Origin of the sequence: Micromonospora sp. WMMD1120 (assembly GCF_029626235.1) — a bacterium.
Taxonomy (GTDB): Bacteria; Actinomycetota; Actinomycetes; order Mycobacteriales; family Micromonosporaceae; genus Micromonospora.
Map to the genome: position 1 here is coordinate 2,222,259 of NZ_JARUBO010000005.1, position 23,300 is coordinate 2,245,558.

25 protein-coding genes, 1 tRNA gene and 1 pseudogene are annotated in these 23,300 nt (G+C 66.1%); 14 read left to right on the forward strand and 13 right to left on the reverse strand.

Features of this window, described 5'->3' with window-relative positions:
- Positions 1-158: 158 nt before the first annotated feature.
- The gene (locus O7634_RS10560) at positions 159-1,061 is read right to left on the reverse strand and encodes a phosphotransferase (protein WP_278149949.1); all 903 of its coding nucleotides are present in this window, start codon (positions 1,059-1,061) and stop codon (positions 159-161) included.
- A gap of 124 nt (positions 1,062-1,185) precedes the next feature.
- Positions 1,186-1,311 (reverse strand): annotated as a pseudogene (locus O7634_RS10565) (SAM-dependent methyltransferase); the annotation flags it as partial.
- 225 nt (positions 1,312-1,536) lie between these two features.
- Between O7634_RS10565 and O7634_RS10570 the strand changes: the two are divergent.
- On the forward strand, positions 1,537-2,352 hold the full coding sequence (locus O7634_RS10570) for a TIM barrel protein (RefSeq protein WP_278149950.1): 816 nt from the start codon (positions 1,537-1,539) through the stop codon (positions 2,350-2,352).
- Here the strand turns inward: O7634_RS10570 and O7634_RS10575 are convergent.
- The 7 genes from O7634_RS10575 to O7634_RS10605 all read right to left on the reverse strand — a co-directional run bounded on the left by O7634_RS10575 (position 2,300) and on the right by O7634_RS10605 (position 10,238).
- Complete coding sequence (locus O7634_RS10575) at positions 2,300-2,980, reverse strand: TylF/MycF/NovP-related O-methyltransferase (RefSeq protein ID WP_278149951.1); 681 nt, start codon at positions 2,978-2,980, stop codon at positions 2,300-2,302. The genes O7634_RS10570 and O7634_RS10575 overlap by 53 nt on opposite strands.
- Entirely contained in the window at positions 2,973-4,229 is a 1,257-nt protein-coding gene (locus tag O7634_RS10580) for an aminotransferase class III-fold pyridoxal phosphate-dependent enzyme (RefSeq protein ID WP_278149952.1), read from the reverse strand. The genes O7634_RS10575 and O7634_RS10580 overlap by 8 nt, the downstream gene beginning before the upstream one ends.
- A 17-nt stretch (positions 4,230-4,246) precedes the next feature.
- Positions 4,247-5,836 (reverse strand): radical SAM protein, encoded by a 1,590-nt coding sequence (locus O7634_RS10585; protein ID WP_278149953.1) that lies wholly within the window; start codon positions 5,834-5,836, stop codon positions 4,247-4,249.
- Between the two features lie 14 nt (positions 5,837-5,850).
- Entirely contained in the window at positions 5,851-6,771 is a 921-nt protein-coding gene (locus tag O7634_RS10590; protein WP_278149954.1) for an NAD-dependent epimerase/dehydratase family protein, read from the reverse strand.
- Entirely contained in the window at positions 6,761-7,591 is an 831-nt protein-coding gene (locus tag O7634_RS10595) for a nucleotidyltransferase domain-containing protein (RefSeq protein WP_278149955.1), read from the reverse strand. The genes O7634_RS10590 and O7634_RS10595 overlap by 11 nt, the downstream gene beginning before the upstream one ends.
- A gap of 18 nt (positions 7,592-7,609) precedes the next feature.
- Positions 7,610-8,926: a serine--tRNA ligase gene (serS, locus tag O7634_RS10600; protein WP_278149956.1), complete on the reverse strand. Its 1,317-nt coding sequence runs from the start codon at positions 8,924-8,926 to the stop codon at positions 7,610-7,612.
- A 73-nt stretch (positions 8,927-8,999) separates the two neighbouring features.
- The gene (locus O7634_RS10605) at positions 9,000-10,238 is read right to left on the reverse strand and encodes a phytanoyl-CoA dioxygenase family protein (RefSeq protein ID WP_347404245.1); all 1,239 of its coding nucleotides are present in this window, start codon (positions 10,236-10,238) and stop codon (positions 9,000-9,002) included.
- Between the two features lie 101 nt (positions 10,239-10,339).
- On the opposite strand from O7634_RS10605, the gene O7634_RS10610 reads away from it, so the two are divergent.
- From O7634_RS10610 to O7634_RS10620, 3 genes are read left to right on the forward strand one after another with little or no spacing between them, the layout of a single operon-like run.
- Positions 10,340-10,804: a helix-turn-helix domain-containing protein gene (locus O7634_RS10610; protein ID WP_278149958.1), complete on the forward strand. Its 465-nt coding sequence runs from the start codon at positions 10,340-10,342 to the stop codon at positions 10,802-10,804.
- A 49-nt stretch (positions 10,805-10,853) separates the two neighbouring features.
- Positions 10,854-11,711, forward strand: coding sequence for a hypothetical protein (locus tag O7634_RS10615; protein WP_278149959.1), 858 nt, complete (start codon positions 10,854-10,856; stop codon positions 11,709-11,711).
- 7 nt (positions 11,712-11,718) lie between these two features.
- Positions 11,719-12,603 carry a phosphotransferase gene (locus tag O7634_RS10620; protein ID WP_278149960.1) on the forward strand — a complete coding sequence of 295 codons (885 nt, stop codon included), beginning with the start codon at positions 11,719-11,721 and terminating at the stop codon, positions 12,601-12,603.
- 105 nt (positions 12,604-12,708) lie between these two features.
- On the opposite strand, the gene O7634_RS10625 is transcribed toward O7634_RS10620, so the two are convergent.
- The 3 genes from O7634_RS10625 to O7634_RS10635 form a co-directional block, all read right to left on the reverse strand.
- On the reverse strand, positions 12,709-13,263 hold the full coding sequence (locus tag O7634_RS10625) for an HD domain-containing protein (protein WP_278149961.1): 555 nt from the start codon (positions 13,261-13,263) through the stop codon (positions 12,709-12,711).
- Positions 13,264-13,356: 93 nt separating this feature from the next.
- Entirely contained in the window at positions 13,357-13,827 is a 471-nt protein-coding gene (locus O7634_RS10630) for an NUDIX domain-containing protein (protein ID WP_278149962.1), read from the reverse strand.
- A 3-nt stretch (positions 13,828-13,830) separates the two neighbouring features.
- On the reverse strand, positions 13,831-14,601 hold the full coding sequence (locus tag O7634_RS10635) for a DUF5919 domain-containing protein (RefSeq protein WP_278149963.1): 771 nt from the start codon (positions 14,599-14,601) through the stop codon (positions 13,831-13,833).
- A 227-nt stretch (positions 14,602-14,828) separates the two neighbouring features.
- Here O7634_RS10635 and O7634_RS10640 point away from each other — a divergent pair, with 227 nt between their 5' ends.
- From O7634_RS10640 to O7634_RS10670, 7 genes are all read left to right on the forward strand, one after another.
- The gene (locus O7634_RS10640) at positions 14,829-15,176 is read left to right on the forward strand and encodes a helix-turn-helix domain-containing protein (protein ID WP_278149964.1); all 348 of its coding nucleotides are present in this window, start codon (positions 14,829-14,831) and stop codon (positions 15,174-15,176) included.
- A gap of 208 nt (positions 15,177-15,384) precedes the next feature.
- A complete protein-coding gene (locus O7634_RS10645) occupies positions 15,385-16,791 on the forward strand; it encodes an APC family permease (protein ID WP_278149965.1) in 1,407 nt (468 codons plus the stop codon).
- Complete coding sequence (locus O7634_RS10650) at positions 16,788-17,816, forward strand: acetamidase/formamidase family protein (RefSeq protein ID WP_278149966.1); 1,029 nt, start codon at positions 16,788-16,790, stop codon at positions 17,814-17,816. Before O7634_RS10645 ends, O7634_RS10650 begins: the two co-directional genes overlap by 4 nt.
- Positions 17,813-18,499 (forward strand): GPP34 family phosphoprotein, encoded by a 687-nt coding sequence (locus O7634_RS10655; RefSeq protein WP_278149967.1) that lies wholly within the window; start codon positions 17,813-17,815, stop codon positions 18,497-18,499. The genes O7634_RS10650 and O7634_RS10655 overlap by 4 nt, the downstream gene beginning before the upstream one ends.
- 409 nt (positions 18,500-18,908) lie before the next feature.
- On the forward strand, positions 18,909-19,508 hold the full coding sequence (locus tag O7634_RS10660; protein ID WP_278149968.1) for a hypothetical protein: 600 nt from the start codon (positions 18,909-18,911) through the stop codon (positions 19,506-19,508).
- 58 nt (positions 19,509-19,566) lie between these two features.
- Complete coding sequence (locus tag O7634_RS10665) at positions 19,567-20,340, forward strand: GNAT family N-acetyltransferase (RefSeq protein ID WP_278149969.1); 774 nt, start codon at positions 19,567-19,569, stop codon at positions 20,338-20,340.
- A 9-nt stretch (positions 20,341-20,349) separates the two neighbouring features.
- A tRNA-Lys gene (locus tag O7634_RS10670) sits at positions 20,350-20,424 on the forward strand.
- Here the strand turns inward: O7634_RS10670 and O7634_RS10675 are convergent.
- Entirely contained in the window at positions 20,390-20,620 is a 231-nt protein-coding gene (locus tag O7634_RS10675; protein WP_278149970.1) for a hypothetical protein, read from the reverse strand. The two genes, O7634_RS10670 and O7634_RS10675, sit on opposite strands and share 35 nt — an antisense overlap.
- Here O7634_RS10675 and O7634_RS10680 point away from each other — a divergent pair.
- From O7634_RS10680 to O7634_RS10690, 3 genes are all read left to right on the forward strand, one after another.
- Entirely contained in the window at positions 20,613-21,278 is a 666-nt protein-coding gene (locus O7634_RS10680; protein WP_278149971.1) for a hypothetical protein, read from the forward strand. The genes O7634_RS10675 and O7634_RS10680 overlap by 8 nt on opposite strands.
- Positions 21,279-21,467: 189 nt before the next feature.
- Positions 21,468-22,451, forward strand: a complete 984-nt coding sequence (locus O7634_RS10685; protein ID WP_278149972.1) for a hypothetical protein — start codon at positions 21,468-21,470, stop codon at positions 22,449-22,451.
- 13 nt (positions 22,452-22,464) lie between these two features.
- Positions 22,465-22,902 carry a hypothetical protein gene (locus tag O7634_RS10690; RefSeq protein WP_278149973.1) on the forward strand — a complete coding sequence of 146 codons (438 nt, stop codon included), beginning with the start codon at positions 22,465-22,467 and terminating at the stop codon, positions 22,900-22,902.
- The last annotated feature ends 398 nt before the right edge of the window (positions 22,903-23,300 follow it).

The window sequence follows — 23,300 nt, forward strand, 5'->3', positions numbered from 1 at the left end:
GCGCCCCGCTGATCGCTCTGGCTGATGTGACCGGCGCGATGTCCCCCGTGATCATAGTTATCGATGCGCCCACCGTTGCTGGGCCAGGGAGCGGTAGAGGGTGCAGATGCCGCCGCGGCCCACTTCGTGGAGGTCCCGGTGGACCAGGGCTACGTGGATCATGCTGACCTGGCCGCGTTGATGCGTTGTAGGCGGGTGCTGGCCGAGGTCCAGGCGGCCTCGATGATCGGCAGACACCGCGTCCGCGCCGGGTCGTCCTCGGGCAGTTCGTGGTGCAGGCGCAGCTCGCGGGTCAGGACCACAGCGAGGTTGAGCGCGAATGCGGCCTCGATGCCCGTCTCACTCACGATCGCCTCGATACGCTCGCGGATCACTGGCGTACTCGCGCCGACCTGGGTGTGGAGCATCGCAAGGTCGAAGCCAGGAAGGAACAGCCCGGTGAACTCCCAGTCGACCAGCACCGCGGTGGCCTCGGCCTCGTCATCGCTGTCGGGACGGCCGGCATTGAGGAGGATGTTGCTGGCCAGCGGGTCGCCGTGATTGAGCTGTGCCGGCGCGTCGCAGCGGGCCAGCAGACTGTCCAGAGCCTCTCGCTGGCCCTCAGTGAGGTACCCCTTGGCCTGGTACCGCGCCACGCGCTCGGAGTAGTCGAAGGTCGGCGAGAGCCGGGCGGCGGGGTAGGTCCACTCGTTCAACGCGGTGATGCAGTCCAGGACGGCATCGACCTCCCGGGTATCGAGCTCTCGCTGGGGGTAGCGTTCGACCGCGAGGGGCGATGCGTCGACCCATTCCAGGACCAGCAGCCGGTCACGGTCGGTATGGAGCAGCCGAGGAACGCGGACCGGCGGGGTGGTGTCACCGAAGATCTCGTACACGTCCAGCTCATGCCGCCACCTGGCCGCCCAGAACGGATCTGGGTCGATCAGATATTTCACCGCTGCCGGTTCCCCGCGGAACGAGCCTCGCGCCAGCAGGGTCTTGTCCGTGCGCCGTAGCACCGTGTCGATGGTCAGCCCGATCGTGGCTGCCGAGCCCGGCAGATCAGGCGGCGTGTGCGACATCGGCGGTCGCCTTGATCGAGTCGATGAGCCGCTGGCGAAGGCTGGTCTCGGAGCGCTCCCCGTGCCAGACCGCCGTGATCTCTGCGACGCAGCGTGGAAGTAATGGTCGCTGAGCGCATGACCGGCCTTGGTCGAGAAGGCGTCGCGGCACACCGGTAGGGACTGCGACATCCAGCACGTCAACCATGGTTGACGGGATGCCGGGTCGGTACTGCCGGTAGAACTCGACGGTTCCGTGAACCACAATCATGCATGACCATCCTCGTGAAGCGAGTTCGTTAAGGTGCAGGCTGGCGGCGGTTAGATCAGCGGCTACAAGCACACCGTCGCCGTTGTTCGCAATCCCAATCGCCGGCCCATGTGCACCATATTCGCGGGGGGCCACGTGAGGAGTTCCTCGCGACTCGGTTCAGAGTTCGTGACGGATCTGCAGTCGCTTGCCAGAGGCGATGCGAGCCACTAGGAGGCTACCCCGGTGCATTTGAGCCTAAATGTCTCGATTTCACACATCGGCTTGACTCTTGTCGAACGCCTGAGATCAGCCGCTTCTGCAGGTTTTGACGTGGTGGAAATGTGGTGGCCGTTCGAGCAGCCGGACCCCCCTCGCGAGGAACTAGCAAGCCTGGCGTCGGAGATCCGCTCAGCTGGCCTGAAGTTGGCCCTGTTGAATCTGGATGGAGGCGACCTGGGTTCTGGTGAGCGAGGGATCCTGTCACACCCTCATGCCGCCGAGCGCTTCCGCGCCAACCTCCAATCTGCTCTATGGCTGGCCGAGGAGACCGGTTGTCGGGTTCTGAACGCGTTGTATGGTAATCGGCTTCCCGGCTTGGATCAGGAAGTAGCGGGTGCTCTGGCGGTCCGCCATCTGACAGCGGCATCCCAGGCGGCTTCCGACATCGGGGCCGAAATCGTGGTCGAGGCGTTGAACAGCGGGGACTGTCCGGCCTATCCGCTGAACACTCCTCAGGCCGTGGTGGAACTGATTGAAGAAGTCCGGAGCGCGGGTGCTGTTGAGGTTGGTTATTTGTGTGACGTCTACCATCTGGCACGCATGGGAATCGAGCCCGCCGTCGCGGTCCGAGACTTCGGTGCCTACGTCGGGCATGTTCAGGTGGCCGACTTCCCCGGACGGGGCATCCCAGGCAGTGGGACAATACGCTTCCCGGAACTGTTTGCGGCGCTGAGAGCGACAGGGTATGCCGGTTACGTTGGCGTGGAATGCCATGGGGCAGACAAAATCAAGCCTCGGGATGTGATCCGACTGATGGCCGGCGGAGCAGCGGGCGGGTAGCGTGCGATCGCACGTAGGTTTCGTCCTTGAACCAATAGAGTGCTCCCGTAACTCCGTGTCGGTGGACGATGGGTGCAATCTTTCGTTCGACGCAGAACTCGTAGAAGGCTCGTCGCGTTCCTTCCCACCAGGCGAAGTCGTCCATGATGATGACTCCACCGGCTACTACGCGGTCGTAGAAGTGCCGTAACACGGCTCGAACCCCGTCGTAGAAGTCCGCGTCGATGTGAAGGAGGGCGACGGCGTCTGGCCCGGGTTGCGCGAAGGTTTCGTCGAACCATCCCTCGCAGAGGATGGTGGCGTCGGTGCGTACGCCTGCCTCGGCAAGCCGGGCACGCACGCGGCTTGGATCGCCGATCAACTCGCCGGCGAACCGTGCGGCGTCGCGGTCGTCAGACGCGGTAGGGGTGGGCAAACCCTGGAAGGAGTCGTAGAGCCACAGTCGTTTTGGGTGGTGCCGGATGGCGAGGCCGATCGCGGCGGCGGAGCCGCCGTTGTAGACGCCGCACTCGACGATGTCGCCGGGAAGCTGCCTGGCGCAGGCCTGCGCGGCAAGGTTGTAGAGCAAGGTGAGGCCGTCGATTGAGTTCAGTGCCTCGTGGCGGAGTGGCCAGAGCTCCTCAGGCACGTGCATAGGATCCTCCGGGTGGGTTGGCAGAGGCGTGCTGGGAGTAGCTTCGGATTGCCGACGTGATGCGTTGGGCGCCTTCCGCGAGGTCGGCTTCGGTCATGCCTGCCGTGGGGTAAAACCTGGTCGGCATGGCAGGCAAGACTCCGGCGTCGAGTAGGTGCCGCCGCAGCGCTGCGGAAGTGGACGCTGCTGGCCTTCCGACGGGTCTGATCCAGAATCCGCCGGGCAGGCCCGAGATCGAGACGCTAAGCCCTTCCCGCTCGACGTGGGCGGAGACCGAGGTGAGCAGGAATTCGCCCGCTCGCTGTAGGGAGTGCATGGACAGGGCGCCGGGTTTTTGCAGCAGTTCGATGGTGTGGGCGACGGCGGCAGCGGCGAGTGGTGAGCCGTTCAGTGTGCCCCCGTGGACGACGCGGTGGTCGGCGCAAAGTTGGAGGAGAGGGTCGGAGGCCAGGACAGCGCTGACCGGTACCGCTCCCCCGCCCAGCATCTTTCCGACCAGGGTGATGTCTGGTGTAACTGAGCTGGTCGCCTGCCAGCCGCCCAGTCCGGCGCGGAAGCCGGTGATGATCTCGTCGAAAATCAGGACCGTATGGTGGCGGTCGCAGTGCTGGCGTAGCAGTTCGAGGAAGCCCGGCGCGGGCGCTACCGCTCCGGCGTTGATGGGAAAGGGCTCCAGCACAACGGCGGCAAGGCTGTCCCCGAAGCCGCGGAAGACGGCTTCGAGGTCGCCCACGTTGTTCCACCGAGCAAGGTAGTTCTGTGCCTCCAACTGCCCAGGTGCCGAGCCTTCAGTGACCCGCGGATCGTCTGGTAACACCGCAGGTCGGGGGAAGGTGTGTGGCGAGTACGCGCCGCCGAGGAGCGCGTCCAGGTGGCCGTGGTAGTGATCTGCGAAGCGCAGGATCCGGGGGCGGCCGGTCGCTGCGCGGGCCAGCCTGATGGCGAGCTGCGCTGCCTCGGTTCCGCTGGTGCAGAAACGGACTGCGGAGTGCTGTGGGAAGAGCTGCAGGACTGCGTCTGCCGCGTGCTCCACCGCGGCGGAGGGCAGAGAACCTGAGACCACCTTGGCGCCGACCGCCAGGGCCCGCTCATAAGCACGGCAGCCATGTGGGAACGCTCGTGCCCCGAATGCGGAGAACAGGTCGAACACGCGGCGTCCGTCGATGGTGGTGATCCAGGCTCCGGCACCTCCGGCTACCACCAGATGCGGCTCGTGCCCGGGCATGCGGAAGTTGTAGTTCACCCCACCGGCCAAGCGACTCATCGGCGTGTCATCAGGTCGCTGATGCGCGCCCGGACGAGGTCGTCGGTGACGCCGGGTTCGCGTTCTGCGAGTCGGGCGCGTACGAAGTCGAGGTAGGCGGTAATGACCTCGCGCTGTTGGGGAGTGCCTGCCGAGGAGTAGAGCGCGTCGGTGATGTGGGGGCGTAGGTAGAAGGAGTGTTCGATGACGGCGACGAGGTCGTTGAGGGTGCGCTTGTCAATGGCTTCGCATACCGACGGCAGCCCGACGGGTTGGTCGAGACCCCACCGTTCGATGTCCGGGATGACGGTGAGGCCTGTCTCACCGCCGAGGCTCAGTTGCAGGTCGCCGCCGCGGCGTCGTGCCCTCATGAACTCTCGGGTCCGAGGGTCGGGCGTCAGAACGTTGCAGCTGATGGCGAAGAGCGGGAGGGACAGGAAGGCATCCAGCTCGGCGAGCACATCGGAGACTGTGTGGTGCGGAAGCCCGACGATGAATCCACTGACGGCTCCGATGCCGTGCCGGTCGAGAGCAGTCGCCGCCGTGCGGTTCTGGGCGACGGTTGTCGCCTTGTTGAGGTAGTCGAGGCTGCGCTGCGTCATGGCTTCGAGGCCCAGGAAGACTCGCTGGCAGCCGGCTTGCGCCATGCGCTTCGCGACCTTGTCGTCGAGGATTTCGGATCGGGCGTAGCAGAACCATGGCAGCTGAATCTCACGCAGGACGTCGAGCACCGCGTCGAACTCGGGGTGCTGCAGGAGGTCGTCGTCGTGGAACTCGATGGAGTCGTAGCCCTGGTCTCGCAGATGGGTGAGATCCTGCCTGATCCGTTCGACGGGGCGTGCCTGCATACGGCGGTGGATGAGGTAGGTGGAGCAGAAGGAGCAGCGAGCGCGGCAGCTTTGGGTGCAGACGTAAATTTGCGGATTGACGCCGAGCAGGCGGGTGTAGCTGGTCGCGTAGACGCCTGCATCGAGGTCGCTGAGCAGGTCGTATGCGAAGCAGGGTACGGAGGTCGTCTCGATGGAATCATCCGTGGCCGCTCCCCCGTCGATGCGCGTGTCTCCGAGTTGGCAGCAAATGCCTGCGAGCCGTGCGTAGGTGAGAAAGTCGGGTGTGCCGAGTCTCTCGATGATCGTTACGAGGGCGTTGCGGCCCTCGCCGCGCACGATGATGTGGCACGGGAGGTCGTCGGGAACGACGGTGACGTGAGCGCCGCCGAGAATGACGAGGACGTTGTCTCCGGCGAAGCGCCGGCAATAGTCCGAGACGTGGTCGATGCTGGAGGTGTAAGTGCTCATCCCGAGGATTGCCAGGGTTGCCGGGGCCAACCAGGCGCGGATTGCGGCCTCCATCGCATCCCGGTCTTCGTATGCCTCTTCATCGAAGTAGCGCACCCAGTCGCGTAGGTCGCGATCCGGGAAGTGGTCGCGTAGCTGTTGCGCGAGGTTCAACAGGCCGAGGGCGGGAAAGTGGGCACTGAAGAGGGCCTTACTGCGGACCGCTCTGCTGCGCGCGACCTTGCGGAAGCTGAGGTGTACGAACGCGATGCGAACATCACGAGTGTCTCGGTCGGCTCCTACCGCCTGTATTGGGGTTAGGTCCCACATGGGTGTCTCCTCCACTAACCGCGAAGCCTGTAGTCGGCCAAGATGTCGGCGAAAGATGTGTCCTGTTGGAGCCCCAACCGGACAGCAGATGGGCAGTCCCACCCCGCCGGCCAGGACGTGACGACGGCCGCAACCTCGGGATCGATCTCCCGGCGGATTCTGACGGTGGCTGGCGCGGCAGCGCGGCACTGCTGAGCGATGTCATCGACGTCCACTGCGATGCCGGGAACGTTGATCGTGTTCGGAACGATGGCTCGTTCGCGGACCAGGGTCTCGGCCAGTCGGTAAAGGTTTTCCACAGCTGCTGTCGGCGACGTGAGCACGATCTGCTGTCCCGCAGGGACAGGAACGCTGATGTCCGTGCCGTCGAAGGCGTTCTTCACCATGGTGCTGGCGAAGGCCGAGGCCGCGCCGCTCGGTGGCCCCGGTCGTACGGCGACCGTCGGCAGGCGGGCTGCGTGGCCACGAACGATGCCGCGGCGCGTGGCGTCGGCGATGAGGAGTTCCGCCATCACCTTGCTCGTGCCGTAGGCGGACGAGGGTCGGACAGGCGTGTCGTCAGTCGCCCGCACCCCATTGAAGACCGCGATGGATGACGCCATCAGCAGGGCTGGTTGCCCCCTGTCAGCAAGGACCTCGAGCAACTTGGCTGTGCCTGCGACGTTGACGTCGAAGGCTTCGGCAGGGTTCTTCTCGCAAAAGGCCGAGAGCAGGGACGCCATGTGGATGACAATGTCGATGTGCCGTGGCAAGGCTCGTCCGAGCGTGGCGACGTCGCGGATGTCAGCGGTGACCACACCGAGCCTCGGCTGCGGGACACGGTCGATGCCGACCACCACCCAGTCGCGGGACCTCAGTTTTGCCGCCAGCATGCCGCCGAGGAAGCCACTCGCGCCGGTTACCAGCGCAACGGGCTGAGGATTGCTACCTGGCACCGGGATCGCCTTCCAGCCGATCCTGTCCGCAGTTGCGGTACCGCTTGGCGTAGTCGCACTCAAGCTGGTGCAGAAGCTGACACATGCTGCGCAGCAGCGCCCTGCCGCGTGAATCTCGTGGCATCTGGTAGCCCCAGGTGGTGCGACATGTCGTGATGACCTCACGTAGCCACTGCGCGAGGGCTGGATCGACGTCGTTGAGGCGCGTCACTACGTGCTCTTTGGCCGCGACCCGGTCCCAGCCCGTCGTCATCGAGACGATACCGGCGCCGATCCAAGAGGCCAGCGACACGATGATCTTGACCCGGCCGTCACGGGGGTACCCGAGGAAGTCATCGTCGGGTACGGGCGGCCCGGACACGGCTGTTGGTTGTAGCTGCTCTGGTAGCCCGCGGACCCTGCGAGTGAAGACCCACGGCATCGCCCTGGTGGGAGCGGCCCCCATGATCAGTCGACTGTTGAGGTGGCCGGCGAGGTCAGGCCCGCCGACGTGCCGGCCGTGGTCGGCGAGGGGATACAGGACTTCGCGCCGTTGAATCCGAGGGAGGTCCGTGGTGGCTGGGTGCCCGAGGTCGTCGTAGGCGAGGACGGTCAGGTCAAGCGGAGGGCCGGCGGGACAACGCTCTTGATAGAGCGACGTGGCGAGCTTCTGTGCGGTCTGGACGTCGCCCCGGGTCAAGATGACGACGTCCAGGTCGCTTGCCTGGTCAGCGTTGCCTCGGGCATGGCTGCCGATCAGGTAGGTGGCGGTTGGCTCGTGAAGCGCCTTGCAGGTGTCTTGATGGATCGTCTTCAGTGCGGTTGTCGCGAGACGCTCCACGAGTCTCCCTTCACGGGGTCATGCTGGTGTGTATGTCGGCACCAGCTCTGAAGAGGGCGTTTCCGCGGTGAGAGTCGACAGGCCGTTCAGGTATGGCCGGAGGGCCGTCGGGATGCGGACGGATCCGTCCGACTGCTGGTGGTGCTCGAGCAGGGGGATAAGAATCCGTGGCGCGGCCACTGCGGTGTTGTTCAGGGTGTAGGCGAACGCGGTCTCGCCGGTGGAGGTGCGGTACTTGATGTTTGATCGGCGTGACTGGAAGTCACCGAAACTGGAGCAAGAGTGCGTCTCCGAGTAGGCGCCACGGCTGGGCATCCATGTCTCGACCTCGTACTTCAGTCGCTGTCCTTGCCCCATCTCTCCCGTGCAGGCGATAGCTACCCGATGCGGCAGTTCCAGCGCCTTGAGCACCGTCTCGGAGTTGTCCAGCAGTGCCAACTGCTCCCGCGCGGACAGCTCATCGTCAGCTTCGATGATGGAAACCTGCTCGACCTTGTCGAACTGGTGCACCCGATAGAGGCCGCGCGTGTCCCGACCGTGAGATCCGGCCTCCCGCCGGAAACAAGAGGAAATTCCGGCGTAGCGAATCGGCAGGTCAGACAGGGAGAGAAGCTCGTCGCGGTGTAGGGAGACCAGCGAAACCTCGGACGTGCCGACGAGGTAACGGTCCTCGCGGTCGGCCTTGTAGGCGTCTTCCACCCCGAGCGGGAAGTACCCGGTGCCGACCATCGCCTCTTCCCTGACCAGGACGGGCGGCATGACAGGTCGGAAGCCGCGGACTGTCAGCAGGTCCAGCGCCATAGCGAGTACCGCCCGCGTCAGAAGGGCACCGTTGCCGGTAAGTGCGATGCTGCGAGACCCAGCGAACTTCTGCGCACGGTCGAACTCGACAAGTCCGAGCTGGCGGGCAAGTTCAACGTGATCGACCATGTCCGGATCCATTCGCCTGGGTTCACCCCAATGACGGATCACCTCGTTATCCTCGTCGGTCACGCCCACGGGCGCCGCTGCGTCGGGGATGCTCGGCGCGCGCAGCGCCAGCTCTTGAAGTCGTTCCTCGGCAGCGTTCAGCTGAACGGTAAGGCTCTTCACCTCGTCGGAGATCTGGGTGAGCTGAGCCTGCAAGGATGCGCGAGTCGCGTCGTCAGCGTCTCGGAAACCTTTTGACAGTGACTTCTGCCGGGCGCGGGCATCATCGACAAGGCCGACGATTTTGCGCCTATCTTCGAAGGCCGCAGACAACTGATTCGCGTCGAAATTCATTCGCTTCAGCTGCGCTGCGCGGCCGAGTTGGTCGACGAAAGCGGGATCCCGCAATAGCTGGACATTGATCACGGTGGGGGATTTTACCGTACGGGAAGTGCCCACCCGTGGCACCCGCGTAGGCGCTGGTGGCTTTGCGGCGCCGTCAGAGGTCACGAGGCGCCTCGCGTAGGGCCTCTCGGAACTGGCGGATGGCAGCTCGTTCGTCGTGTCCCCACGTGCGGATTGCCGCCGCCATCTTGGTCCGCAGCGCGTAGTCCAACAGTCCGGGTTCTGGCGGACGGCCCGGATCCGGCCATAGGCGCAGGTGCGGGACGCTCTGGTCCGCGTAGCCCTTCCACTCGTACGGATCGGCGCCCAGGACCGGGAAGACATCGCGGTAGTCGCCTCGTCCCCCCTGCCAGGGCAGCAGCGAGTAGGAGTCCATGTAGTGGTAGGTGAGTGCCCGCCTCATGCCGCTGGAGCGGTTGCGGCTCGAGCCATGGACAAGGTAACCGTGAAAGAAGATCGCAGACCCGGCGGTCAACTCCACCAACCTGGCGGCGCTCTCGTCGAACCCATACGACTCCGTGGTGAAGTCGTACTCATCTGACCGATGATGCTCACGTGTCGGATACAGGTAGCCCGACTGATGGCTCGCCGGAACTATGCGAAGGCAGCCATTTTCTGCGGTCGCGTCATCAATAGCAATCCATACCGCGACCAGACTGCGGTCTCTCGTCGGTATAGGGCCTTCATCTTGGTGCCATGCATTTCCTGGAAACCCTGGAGGTTTCACGAAGAGTTGCGACTGAAGACACTTAACCTGCGGCCCGATGATCTGAGCAAGCTTCTCTATAATCCCGGGATGCTTTGCGAGGGAGTGGAACATCGCGCTGATCTTGTGTACGTGGTGTACGCAAAGGACCTGATCTAGCAGACGCTCCGGGTTGGGAACTGCGTCCGTCCCAGGCAATCCCAGAGTCAAGCGGTTATCGTCCAAGACTTTGGGAATGGCGGTCCTGAGCGCGGCGACTTCGACGGGACGGAGAATATCTCTGCATACAACGTATCCATCTCGACGAAAGCGGCTCAAGATGTCGGGATCCATCCCTGCTCCGATCTGCGCAGCTAATGCCTTACCAGAAGCATGGTCATGGCTCATCCGGGGGTTTGCGCGGTTACCGTGGGCAGGGTCCTCAACGCGTGACCATCCAACCGCAGAGGGGCCTGCCGGCCCGAGATGAGCGGCCCGCGCTCCGGCGATGACCGCAGTACGTCTCACCGTGCCACTCCTTGATTGATCGATGGAAGTTGTTCCAGACTCCACGAGCTGTGGTCGCCTGTCGACGCCACGGTGGGGGGTCACGGTGGGGGTGGAGGCCGCCGCGCCAGCGGGGATCATCAGAGGGGACACCGCCCGTCAACGGATGCCAATCTGCTTGTCAGCGGAACGCGAGACGACTACATATCGACTACAGCCGCTGCCGTTGGAAGGAGGTGGTCGTGGGCACCCAAGTTGACCCGTCCTGGTGGACGTCCGGGGTTTGGGAAGGGCAACCGATCCGCGTGTTCCTCAAGCGTCGTGATATCGCTGCCACCTTCCGGTTCTTGCATGCTCGTGGGGTGTCATACGGCACCATCGCCGCGCTGGTCGGTGTGTCCGCTAATCGAGCCGCCGAGATCACCAAGGGCAGGCGTCAGGTGACGGCCTACGAGGTGCTCGAACGCATCGCTGTCGGACTTGGTATTCCCCGAGCCGTGATGGGCTTGGGCCAAGGCGAGATGGCGGAGGTGGAAGCGCGCCGCCCGCTCGGTCGGCAAGCAGGAGCCTCAGCGGATCTTCCTTCCGCCGAGCGAACAGCGAACCGGCCCGATCAGGCGATAGCCATGCTCGCTCGGCTCCGTATCGAGCTGGACGAGGGCGCTGGCCTCCTCGACGGTCGCTCCGCGACAACTCGATCTTATTGAGGCATCAGCCGGCGAGCACGCGCGCGTCTATCCCGCAGCCCCGCCGAGCGTGATGTTGTCGCGGCTCGTCGCCGAGTGTGCCGAGGTCCAAATTCTGTCCCAACGTCGGCAGCCGGCGGCGGTTCAGGCGCGGCTCTCCGGCGCGGCGGCCTTGTTAGCGACCATGTGCGCCGATGCGCTTATGCGGCTTGGGAACGTCTGTGAAGCACGCCTGTGGTTTCGGACGGCGATTCACGCGGCAGACGACAGTTCCGACGGTCGGCTTCAGGTGCTGGTCCGAGCTCAATCGGCGATGCTGCCTTACTACTTCGGTGACCCACAGCAGACGGTCGTGCTGACGGAGGCAGCGCTGGCGGTCACCGCCGCACCATCATCCTCGGCGGCCCTTGCTGCGGCTGGGCGGGCTCGGGCGCTGGCCCGCCTCGGAGCAGATGGTCAGGCACGAAGAGCGGTCCTCCAGGCCCGGCGGATGTTCGATCGGGTCGGCGATGACGACAGCGATACGGCGTTCCAGTTCCCGATGAAGCGCATGCTGTTCTACCTCTCCGGAGCGAGCACCTGGCTGGGCGACACGAGCGAGGCATACCAGGTCCAAGAGGAGGCGCTGCGGCTCTATGGGCCGTCGCCTTCGGTGCCGATCGATCCGGCGCTCATCGCGCTCGACCGATCGATGTGTCTCGTGCGGGATCGGCGAGCCGCCGAAGCCGCAGTATCGGCGCTTGACGCTGTCGCGACGCTGCCAGAGGCGCAGCGTACGGAGATCGTCCTCGCGAGGGCGGACGACGTGATCTCGGCGGTTCCGGTGAAACACCGCGGCAGCGAGGTAGCCGCGCTGGTGGACTATGTGCGAGCTTGTCGTGAGCGCAGCCGTACGCTTGCGGTCGGAACTGCCGCGCTCGATTCATAGGAGCCCCATGTTCGTCGAAGCGCGGACACGTCCGGCGCTCGCCGAGGTGTGTCGTCGCCTGGACATGTCCGACGCTGACGCCGTTCTGCTCCGGCATCACACCAACGCGGTGTACGCCGTCGGTGACGTGGTGGTCAAGGTCGCTCCGGCGGAGTTCGGGTTGGAGCGCGCACGTGCCGTAGTGGCCGTTGTGCGGTGGCTGGCTGGTCAGGGGTTTCCGACGGTCAACCTCAGCTCGCGTCTGCCACAACCTCTACTGGTGGGCGAGCATGCCGTGACCGTCTGGCAGCGGCTTGACCCGGCGCACGACGCGCCGGTCACGACGGCGGAATTGGGCGGTCTGCTTCGGCGGCTGCACGCGCTGCCTGCTCCGCCGGTGAGCTTGCCAACACTGAAGCCGGTCGACAGCATTCGCCGTTCACTTGCCAGGTCGACGATCCTCACCGTGCGGGATCGCGACCTGCTGCTGGAGCGTCTCGAGCCGCTCGCCACCCGCTGGCTCGAGGCGAGCTTTCCCCGAGGCGCGAGCCTGATCCAATCTGATCCCCAGACACGTAACGCCCTGCGCCGCTTCGATGGTACGCCGGTGCTTGCCGACTGGGACGGCGCCGTACTCGGTCCCCGGGAGTGGGACCTGGCCACCGTCGCGGTGCACTGTCGCCGGTTCACCCCACCGGGCCCTGCGGCCTTCTCGGACTTCACCGTCGCATACGGCTGGGATGTCACCTCGTGGCCCGGGTTCGAGGCGGTGTGTGAACTCCGCGAGCTGCAGATGATCGCCACCAACGCCCGCAAGGCGCGACCCGGGACGGAAGCCGAGGCTGAGGTGCTGCACCGAATCGGTGCCCTGAGGCGGAGCGACCAGGACGTGACCAAATGGCACATTCTCTGACCGTTTCAGCGTCGAGCGGTCGGCCGGTCCGTACCTGCCGGCCAGCGATACGGGTCACGTGCTGAACCAACCCGGCTGACCCTGACCGAGAAGTCATGGAACGAGTCAAACACCGACGTCGAGGCGCTCCAAAGTCCGGCGGGCGTGCGCGATGAGAAGCGGCTTTGCCTGCTGGATCGCCCGGTGAACGGGGCTCTGCGGTGAGTACCGCTGAAGGATCTCCTCGATACGCTCGGCGACCTCGATGCGCTGTCCCTGCGGTCCGACCGTTAGGTCGGCGGTGACGAGCGCGTCCATCAGAGGCCCTTCTTCGAACGGAAATGGCGCGAGCTGATCCGCCAGGCCGCGCTCGGCAGCTTCGATGCGGGCGCAGGTGTGATGGGCGACCAGCGCGACAAGCCGCAGCGGGTAGCCGTGGCGCCGCAGGTATCGCGCACCGTCGAGGGAGTGCAGACCAGTGTCCACGACCTCGGGCGCATAGCCGATGTCGTGTAGCCAGGCGGCTGCCACCAGCAGGTCACGATCGGCCGGTGCCACCGTGACCGCCAGTTCCGTTGCCCGCTGGCCCACACCCTGGACGTGAGCCCAGCGGCGGGCCAGCGGTGGAGAGTCGAGCAGCACAGCAGCAAGTTCCGCAGCGTTGGCTGTGAGGTCAGACACCCCCCAAACGGTAGTCGCCTGGCGGCTCGCCGCCTCACTGGCTCGGCGGATCGGTCGGGACGTGTTCATATCGAGGAACGCCCCCTTTCAGCATCAGCCGATGTACGGCACGGCCCGAGCCTCGAGTGCGTGGTCGATGCGGAGCCGCATCGAGGGGTGGATTTCCAACAGTGGGAGCTCGGCGGGATCCACCCAGCGAACCTGGCGTGACTCGCTGGACGTCGTCAGGACCCCTCCAACCGGTCTCGCCGTGAAGCACAGCGAGAACTGCTGGCGCACTTCACCGTCGTCGTAGGCCATCACGTGGTGGGGATTGGTGTAGGTGCCGACCAAACCCGTGACCTCCACCTCGATGCCCGTCTCCTCGTGCACTTCCCGCACCACCGTGTCGGAGATCGACTCTCCGATGTCATGCCCACCACCAGGTAGAGCCCACAGGTTGTTGTCCGTACGGTGGATCATCAACAACTCACCTTGTTCGTTACGCACCGCCGCAACCACCGACGGCACCACACTGTTGGCCTCGGGGGCGTTCGGATCGTTGAAGAAGTCGCGGCGTGGCATCCGTCATCTCCCGTCGAACGTGGCGATCACCGCGTTGATGTCCGAAGTGCGCTCCGCCTGGGTCCAGACCCGGTCGAAGCTGGTGAGGTAATGGTCAACGACCCGGCCGCCAGGCACGCGCCGGAGGTGTAACACCGGGTTGTGAGCGGCAGTAGATCCATACACGTGGGTGTTGACTAGCATGGTTTCGTCCACTCGGAAGATGGATGCGTACAATGTCGTGTCGTGCAGCCGGACCTCCACGCCAGGGATCGCCAGGATGGGCTCGTAGTAGCGCAGGCTCAGCAGCACCCGGTGGGCGAGGCCAATCCCGAAGCCCTCTTCGTCTCCCCGGCGACGCACTGCAGCACCGTTCGGATCGGCCAGCAGGACCCGTATCCGGCAGCCCTGGCGGGCTCGCTCACCGAGTTGGGTGATGTCGTGGAGCTCAGGCAGAAACAGGCCGGCAAAGACGAGGATGTCGACTGACTCCCGCGCCTGCTGGATCAGCGACCTCCACAGCTCCAACGGCACCGCCGACCTGGACGGATAGAACTCGACCATCTCGGCACGCCCTGCGGACACCGTCCTGGGATCGTCCACCACCGACGGCCACAGATATGTCTCGTCTACGCCAAGCAGGTCGGCAGCCGCAACGCGGTGAGCGCGGTGCGGGACGCGATCACGGGTGATCCAGCGCTCAACGGTCTTCGGATCAACCCCGAGCAGCTCTGCGCAACGCTGAGTAGTCAGCTCTCTTGCTGACACAGCCCCCCGTAGACGCTCGTTCGGCATCAGAGGCCGAGACTCGACGAGGGACGCATAGGGGCGTTTATACCCCCGTCGAGACGTCCGCGAAAGTCCCTGACCGGCGGTGGCCGGATCCCCACGATCAGCGATCGGATTGTGGGCGCGGTTGAACGCAAGTAAGCCGCACTTCTGTCATCCCAGAAGCCGACTTGCAGCAGCTCTCGCGTTGGCATCACAGCACGTTCGGGGAGGACGCCTTGACCACGAGGGCCATGAACACCAGCACCACCACGACCGCTGCGATCGGGGCGCAGACCACGAGGTATCCGGAGTGGCGAGCCTACGGCCAGACCGATCCGAGCTGGTGGATCGACGGGCATCTCGGGGGCCGGTCGCTTGCCGAACTGCTGCGTCAGCGTGACATCGGCTCCTTGTTCCGCTTCCTGAAATCGCGGGGGTGGAGCCAGGCGGCGATCGCCGCAGCCACCGGAACCACCGAGAACCAGGTTCGAGCGGTCATTCAGGGGCGCCAGCGAGTCACCTCTTATGACGTGCTCGAACGGATCGCCGAAAGACTCGACATTCCACGGGGTCTGATGGGGCTCGCGTACGAGAAGTGATGCGCGCCGAACGGTGGCGCCGAAGATCTGAGGCGCATCGCGGCCCCCACCGCTGAGGGAACTCATGGTGGCCGGCCACCGTGGGGCTGGCTCTGACTCGGGAAGCACGCGATTGTCGATGGTCACAACTATCGACGATGACCTGTCGGCGCTTCTTTTTCGGGTCGACGGAATTCATCAAACTATTGTGCTTGAGAAAGGTTCCTAGGTGTACGAAGAGAGCGAGCTTGAGCGTTACGGCTATCGGCAGGAGTTGGCCCGGCGGCTGCGGTTCCGGGACCTGGTCGCGTACGGGTTGGTGTACATGGTGCCGATCGCGCCGATGGCGATCTTCGGCAGCGTGTACGCCGGCTCCGGCGGGATGGTGGCCCTGGCCTACGCGGTGGGTGTGGTGGCGTTGGTGTTCACCGCGTTCTCGTACGCGCAGATGGTGAAGGCGTTCCCGATGTCGGGCAGCGTCTACAACTACGCGGGTCGGGGTATCAGCGCGCCGGTCGGTTTCCTGGCCGGCTGGGTGATCCTGCTGGACTACGTTCTCGTGCCGGGTCTGCTGTATCTGGTGGCGTCGGTGGCGATGCACGCCACCGTGCCGGCGGTGCCGGTGTGGTTGTGGCTGCTCGGCTTCGTCGCGGTCAACACGGTTGTCAACTCGGTTGGGATTCGGATGACCGCGATGGTGACCCGGGTGATGCTGGTCGGTGAGTTGATCGTCCTGGCGGTCTTCCTGGCTGTCGCCGGTTGGGCTCTCGCCTCGGGCCAGGGCCGGTTCAGTTGGGAGGCGTTCTACAACGCCGACACGTTCACCTGGTCCCTGGTGGCGGGGGCGGTGTCGATCGCGGTGCTGTCGTTCCTGGGCTTCGACGGCATCTCCATGCTGGCCGAGGAGACCAAGGGCGGTTCCCGGCAGATCGGCCGGGCCATGGCCGCCGTCCTCGTCCTGGCCGGGGTGCTGTTTATCGCCCAGACGTGGCTGGCCGCGATGCTCGTCCCCGACCCCGGCACCCTCCTCGCGGAGGGCGATGTGAACGGCACCGCCTTCTACGACGCCGCAGCCGTGGCCGGTGGAGGCTGGCTGGCGACGTTGTGCGCGATCGCGACGGCGATCGCGTGGGGCTTGCCGAATTCGATGGTCGCCCAGGTCGCCACGTCCCGGCTGCTGTATGCGATGGCCCCGGACCGGCAACTGCCCGCCTTCTTGGCGAAGGTGTCGATCCGCTGGAACGTGCCGATCAACGCCACTCTGCTCACCGGCGCCGTGTCCCTGGTGCTCGGCCTGTACATGGCGACCCGCGCCGACGGGATCACCGTGTTGTCGTCGCTGATCAACTTCGGGGCGATGGTCGCCTTCCTGGTCCTGCACGTCTCCGTGGTGGTGCACCACCTCATCCGTCAGCGCAGCGGGAACTGGTGGGCGCACCTGGTCATGCCCGGTATCGGGTTCGCGATCCTCGCCTACGTGGTGGTCAACGCCAACATCGCCGCGCAGCGCCTCGGCCTGGCCTGGCTCGCCCTGGGCATGGTCGTTCTCGCCGGCCTCTACCTGGCCGGCCGCCGGCCCGCCCTGTCGGGTCTGGCGCCCGCGCAGCCGCTCGCCCGCCACGTGGAACGGGTGTGACCGCCATGGACACGATCACCTACCGTCCCGCCCGCGACGAGCTGGCCTACACCTTCGGCGGGCGGATGCCGGTGGCCCACGTTCGCTCCGGCGACGTGCTGCAGGTGTTCACCGAGGACTGCTTCGGTGGTCTCGTGCGAGGGCCGGCGGACCTGCCGTCGCAGGTGTGCCGCATGCCGTACCTGAACCCGGTGTCCGGACCGTTCTTCGTTGAGGACGCCGAGCCCGGCGACACCCTCGCGGTCCATCTCGCCGCCATCACCCCCGCCCGCGACTGGGGTGTGTCCTCGACGTTCCCGCACTTCGGGGCGTTGACCGGTACGTCCCACACCGCCACCCTGCAGCCGCCGCTGGATGAGCGGGTGTGGGTGTACGACATCGACCGGCACGCCGGCACGGTCCGCTTCCACGCCACGGCCAGCGACCACACCGTCGACCTGCCGCTGGACCCGATGATCGGCACGATCGGGGTGGCGCCCGGTGGGTTCGAGGCCCGCTCCACGATCGTCCCCGACATGCACGGCGGGAACCTGGACACCCCGCAGCTGCGCGCCGGCACGACTCTCTACCTGGGGGTGAACGTGCACGGGGCGATGCTCGCCCTCGGCGACGGACACGCCCGCCAAGGCGAAGGCGAAGGCTGCGGCGTCGGGGTGGAGATCGCCACGACCACCACCCTGGCCATCGAGGTCATCAAGGGCACCCCGACGGTGTGGCCCCGGCTGGAGACCGACACGTCGATCATGTCGATTGGCTGTGCCCGGCCTCTGGAGGATGCCTACCGGATCGCCCACCGCGACCTGGTGGCCTGGGCCAGCACGCTCACCGGTTTGGAAGAGCTCGACGCCTACCAACTGATCTCGCAGGCTGGCAGGGCGCCGATCGGCAACGTGTGCGACCCGAACTACACGGTCCTCGCCGCCGTGGACAAGACGCTGCTTCCGGACCCGACCGCCGCCTACACGGGGGTACACGCCCGGCTGCGGCAGCATGTGGCCGGGCTGCGGGAGGAGCCGCCGCGATGACCGCGTCGATTCCGCAGCTGCCGTTGCGCGACGAACTGTTCCTGCTCGGCCACAACGACGACACCGGCCAACCCCACATCCACCGCCAAGCCCTCGCCCTCGGCATGGCCGGCGCGGTCCTGACCGACCTGTACCTGGCCGGACGGATCACCCTCGACGACCCGAACGACGACACCCGCCCGGCCGCCGACCAGCGGCTCCGGCTCCGCCTCGATCGGCCCGTCGGCGACCTCATCGCCGACACCGCTATCACCTCGGTCCGCTACGCCAATCCCGCCCCGACGCTGCGGGGATGGCTGCCATGGTTCGCCGCCGACGACCTGTACGAACGCACCCGCGCCGGCCTGCACGCCGGCGGGATCCTGCACCGCACCAGCCGACGCCGCCTCGGCGGGCTCGCCCGCACCGAGGTCTACCTCGCCACCGACAGCAAATGGGCGGTCGTAGCGAGGTCCCGGCTGCGGTACCTCGCCGCCGGACGCGAACCGCCCGACAACCACACCGCCGCCCTTGCCGGCCTCGTCGCCGTCCTCGGCCTCGCCACCCACCTATACCTCGACGACACCAACGCCGTCACCGCTCAGCTGCGGGCGATCGCCGAGCAGCACTACCGGCCGGTACGCGACATCACCGCCGCGGTCGACGCCGCCGTCGGTGACCTCGCCACCGCCGCCTACCGCTGACCCCCATCACAGATTTCCGGAGCTATCGACCGTGATCCACCCACCTCACCCACCCGCGATGTCCACGGATCTGCCGGCCCGCTGGCGTCGGCGGCCCGCCGTCAGGATCGCTGCTGCGCTGTGCGTGCTGGGCCTGCTCGCCGCTGCCGCCCTCGTGCCCGTATGGGCTGCCACTCACACCCCCGCGTCGGAGAGCAGCCGCTGGCAGGTCACCTCGCCCGCCCCAACGAGTGCCGCTCCATGTGAGATCCCCGCGCCGCTGACCGCCGCCGAGCTGCGCGCCTTCGCTGCGCGGACCGCCGCGACGCCACCCACCGCCCTCCCCGCACCGCAGCCAGCCGCCCACGTGCTTCCTCAGGTAGCCGCCGAGGCTCGCTGCGACGTCCCAGGCCGGTTCTCATTCGTGCAGATGCAGCAATGGGCCGCCGACACCCACATCGACGCAGGACACGCGACCAGCAGCGTCGTGGTCTTCCAGCATCGGTACTGGCGCGCCGACAACGGCTCCGGACGGGCCATCAGCCTGCGCCACTCACCCGGCCCGCAACCCGCCACCGACGAGACCTACCCGGCGGGCGCGCTCGACGGGAGCATCGGCCCGGTCGCGGCCGACCCCGCCGGACTCACCGAGCAGATCGCCAGTATCACGCCCCCGTTCCTCGGCGCGCCGGCGGTCCTAGACGCCATTGCCGGCCTGACCACCTGGCGCACACCCGACCGCGACGCCCGCACCGCCATCCTCGCCCTGCTCACCGACACCGAAGGGCTCACCTACCACCCACAGGTGCGAGACCGCGCCGGCCGCACCGGTGTCGGCGTCAGCGCCACCCGAGAGAACGGCATTGTCCGCGGGCTGCTCATCCTGCACCCCACCACCGGCGAGGTCCTCGCCCACGAACGCGCCCACTTCCAGCTCTTGCAGGGCCAACAGCCCCGCACCGGCCGTGTCGAGGACTACCTGCTGTTCTGCGCCCACACCCGCACGAGCACCACCAATACGCCCGGATGACCGCGTCGCCAACCACGCGGCAACTCCCACCCAGTACCGCAAAGACGAAGGAATCCCCATGGACGCCACTGCTCGCATCCGCGCCGCCCGCTGGACCGACAAGGACAAGGTCGCCGCGCTCATCGGCGACGCCCTGCATCCTGACCCGTTGGCTGCCTGGCTTGTCCCCGAGACGACCCACCGGCGCCGCATCCTCACCGAGGTAGCGGCGATCTGGGTGGAGCACGCCATGTTCTACGGCGACATCCACGTCACCGACGACCTGAGCGCCGCCACCGTCGGTTTCCACCGCTACCGGCCCATCCCACCACCGGCCAACTACCACAGTCGATTGCTCGACGCCGCCGGGCTTCACGCCGACGGCTTCGACCAGCTCGACACCCTGCTGTCCGAGTCCCGACCCACCGAGCCGCACTACCAGCTGGCATTCCTCGCCGTACACCCCGACGCCCGAGGCGCGGGACGGGCGACGGCGATGCTCACCCACCACCGCAACCGACTCGACCGCATCGACCTGCCCTCCTGGACCGACACCACCACCGAGGCCCACATCCTGTACGCCCGTCACGGCTACACCCCACGAACGCCGATCGCCCTGCCCGACGGGCCGACCCTGCAGCCCATGCGCCGCAACCCCGAACGCCGCGGCGCCGTCCCGATCAACGCCGCCCGCGGGCACGGGAGCTGTCCGGCGACGGAGCGTCCTGTACCCCGAGGTTCTTCACCTGGGGGTTTCGAATGCCCGTCCCGGGGCGGTCCGCTCCCGCCGTCACTGTCGCCCCCGCAGCCCCAGGCGGACCTCAACCCGGAGGCAGGTGATCGGGTAGCCTGATGGCCCTACGGGCCGTTAGCTCAATGGCAGAGCTGAGGACTTTTAATCCTTAGGTTCTGGGTTCGAGTCCCAGGCGGCCCACCAGGTTTGGCATTGCGCGAACGGGATCCGGTTCGTTGCCGTCGCCGGTGGACGTAGCGGCTGTCGCCGCGTCCACCCCGACGGGCTCGTTGCGCGGCAGCCAGAACACCGGGATAATCTCGTCGCCGATGATGCGTATCTCGGCGATCAGCTCTTCGATGATGGCCTTGCGCTCGGCTGAGTCGCCGTTGGTGATCACGTGTTCGAGGCGGCTCGGATCTTGGCGGGTTGCTGGGCGACGGTGCGACGGGTTCGTCGCTGATCAGGTCGGTGATCTCGTCGCGGCGGGCCTTAAGGGCCTCGATCTCGGTACGGAGTTCGCGAAATCGCGGGCCGGTGTCTTCCTCGTCCATGGTGCCGTTCTCGAACGCCGTCCGGTATTTGTCGCGTGCCGTGGTCTTGGCGGCGATGGCGGCTTCGATGGCGTCGAGTTCACCGAGGCCAGCGAGAAGCTCGCGGAGGTCGGTGCGGAGATCACGATGCTGTACGCCGAGATCGACGATCTCACCGGTCAGCTCGCCGAGGAGCAGAAGGTGTGCGGGAGGGTCGAGGACCTGCGGCTGGGCTGGGAACTCGGAGAGATCGAGCTGACCGATCTGGAGCGGGACAACGAGCGCCTGCACGCCCGGATCCGCTGGCTCGAATCTGAGCTGACCGCCCATCACGTGCACGTCGCCGGGCAGGAGAGTCCCGGCCAGATCATTCTGCCCGGCAACGTGGTCGAGACACTCGAACTGGCGGCCTGGTTGTCGTTGCTGTCCATCGGGGCCACCTCGGACGCGGGCGGCCGGGCTCGACGTGCACCCCCGGGCAGAACGGTGGGCAATCAAGATCTGGGCAGGCGCTCGCGACGCTGAACGCCTATGCCGAGGCGCAGTCGACCGGCGTCTGGACCAAACCGTTTTTGGCCTGGTGGAAAGCGCCTCCCTCAGGCGGCGCCGCGGTCCCGGCAACGTGGGTCGCGCTAAGCGAGGCGATAGCATCCGCTGGCGAGACAAACCCGACAGGGACGCATCGTTCGACCAACCTGAACGAAGGAGCCGCCGATGGCGCGGATGGTTATGCGGCCTGTTCCTGTCATGCTTGCGGCTACCGCAGCCGTCACCGGGGTGAGTGGCGCTGCAGGCGCCGTCTACGGCAGCGTTCGACGCTACCGGGCAGAAGGGCAGGTGCGGGAGCTGTGGGCTGCCTACTCAGACCGCCACAACGCGCACCTCGCCGAGCACGAAAGGACAAACGAACAGCTACGAGTGTTCGGCCGTAGGCATGAGCAGGTCCATGACAGCGTCGTCCTGCGGATGCGCGACATCCTGGTGCGAAACAACATGCAGGTACGTGTCAGCGAGTTACTCGTTCTTGACGGAGTCGAGTTCTCCACCACCTTGCAGGTCATGGCGCAGCCGAAGCTCGACCTCGACATTGAGGGCTGGGCCCAGGGCCTGCTCCAGTCAGCCCAAGCCGGTCGTACCGTATGGAGTTTCCTGCAGGACGGGATGAACCGGATCGCGGTCGCCGGGACCGGGGCCGCCGCCTCGGAACTGCATGGCGCTGCCCGGACGGCCGCGCGTGAGGCGTACTTGGGTGGCGGGACGATTGCGTCGGGCGGCGGTGGCCGTGCTCTGGGTGACCTGCTGAGTAAAGCTGCGGTGGTCGGGGTGGCCGTTGGTATCGGTGGCGCAGCGGTGTATAAGCAGGGCGAGAAGGCTATGACCGAAGCCGAGAAGCACCGTACGGCGTTCGGTTTCGTCATTGAGAATCTGGATGTTGTCGACCGGCTCTTTCAGGGGGTGCGGGAGCAGGCGCAGGAAAAGGATCGCACCCTCACGTGGCTTGCCGAACGGGCGTCAAAGGCTATTGACGGTCTCGACGACGGCCCACTCGATGTGGTAATTCATGGTGATCGATTTGATATGGCATGGAGCTTGGTCAAAGCGGTGCAGAAGGTCGCTGTCGCACCCGTTGCAGGCAAGGACTCCTGCCTTGACTCTGACACCGGACGAATGATCTTCAAGTACCGCAAACGCGCATAAGAGGGGAAGCTGCATGGCGGAGAAGAAGGACGTGCTGGAAGGCACGCCGATGCGCCCGGAAGCTAAAGATCTCCAGGCCGGAGCCCAAGACGCGCTGAACGCCCTCAACCTGATCGTCGTTCTTGCTCGCGATGGATTCCAGACTTATCAGACCGAGAGCACCAAACGCGAGTATCTACGGACGCTCCGGGAGACGGAAACCGCGAGAATCCGTGCCTCGCAGGAAGCCCTGCGGGACTACCTTGACCGGGTCTATGCCGATCGCCGTGACACCCATCAGCGGCTGTTCGCCAGCCTCGACCAGGCTCTGGCGGCCGGTGACACCGCGGCAGTCCAGGCTGTCGTCGGTGGGATCGTCGAGGTGGCGCGAACGTCACCACTCGCCGACATCGGCAACATCGTTGACCTGAAGCGGGCCATGAGCGACCCCAGCACGATCTGGGAGCTGTAGCAAAGATAGTCCGGGCCCACGCTGGCTCTCGGGATGCAGCTGGCAGGTTACCTGCATCGATTGAAAACGCCGCCGCCGCTGCTTGATCGGCCCACCGACACCGGCGGCAGAGCCTGCTGATTCACCGGCGGCGGCATCGCCAGCACCAGCTTCGCACTGACCGAGCCAGGGGAAGTCCTCCTCGACGCTACCTGTCGGCGTACAGGTTCAGGTGCACAGGCGCGTACGGCTGAATGTGCAGAGCTCGCCGTACCCGCCCGGATCCCAAGAGATCACTTAGAACTCCAATGTCACTTGGCTTCGGCGTTGGGCGTGGCGCGGGCATGAAGACGGCCACCGCATTGATCACCGACGGTTTGTGAGGACAACCGAAGATCGTGCGGTGGCCACCCGGGCGG

What these genes read in the sequence shown, in the direction of transcription:
- O7634_RS10630 (WP_278149962.1), bottom strand. Translation starts at nt 13,827, where the DNA reads ATGCCACGCCGCGACTTCTTCAACGATCCGAACGCCCCCGAGGCCAAC.
- O7634_RS10655 (WP_278149967.1), top strand. Translation starts at nt 17,813, where the DNA reads ATGACCGCGTCGATTCCGCAGCTGCCGTTGCGCGACGAACTGTTCCTG.
- O7634_RS10585 (WP_278149953.1), bottom strand. Translation starts at nt 5,836, where the DNA reads ATGTGGGACCTAACCCCAATACAGGCGGTAGGAGCCGACCGAGACACT.
- O7634_RS10620 (WP_278149960.1), top strand. Translation starts at nt 11,719, where the DNA reads ATGTTCGTCGAAGCGCGGACACGTCCGGCGCTCGCCGAGGTGTGTCGT.
- O7634_RS10640 (WP_278149964.1), top strand. Translation starts at nt 14,829, where the DNA reads ATGAACACCAGCACCACCACGACCGCTGCGATCGGGGCGCAGACCACG.
- O7634_RS10560 (WP_278149949.1), bottom strand. Translation starts at nt 1,061, where the DNA reads ATGTCGCACACGCCGCCTGATCTGCCGGGCTCGGCAGCCACGATCGGG.
- O7634_RS10660 (WP_278149968.1), top strand. Translation starts at nt 18,909, where the DNA reads ATGCAGCAATGGGCCGCCGACACCCACATCGACGCAGGACACGCGACC.
- O7634_RS10635 (WP_278149963.1), bottom strand. Translation starts at nt 14,601, where the DNA reads ATGCCGAACGAGCGTCTACGGGGGGCTGTGTCAGCAAGAGAGCTGACT.
- O7634_RS10665 (WP_278149969.1), top strand. Translation starts at nt 19,567, where the DNA reads ATGGACGCCACTGCTCGCATCCGCGCCGCCCGCTGGACCGACAAGGAC.
- O7634_RS10685 (WP_278149972.1), top strand. Translation starts at nt 21,468, where the DNA reads ATGGCGCGGATGGTTATGCGGCCTGTTCCTGTCATGCTTGCGGCTACC.
- O7634_RS10605 (WP_347404245.1), bottom strand. Translation starts at nt 10,238, where the DNA reads ATGATCCCCGCTGGCGCGGCGGCCTCCACCCCCACCGTGACCCCCCAC.
- O7634_RS10690 (WP_278149973.1), top strand. Translation starts at nt 22,465, where the DNA reads ATGGCGGAGAAGAAGGACGTGCTGGAAGGCACGCCGATGCGCCCGGAA.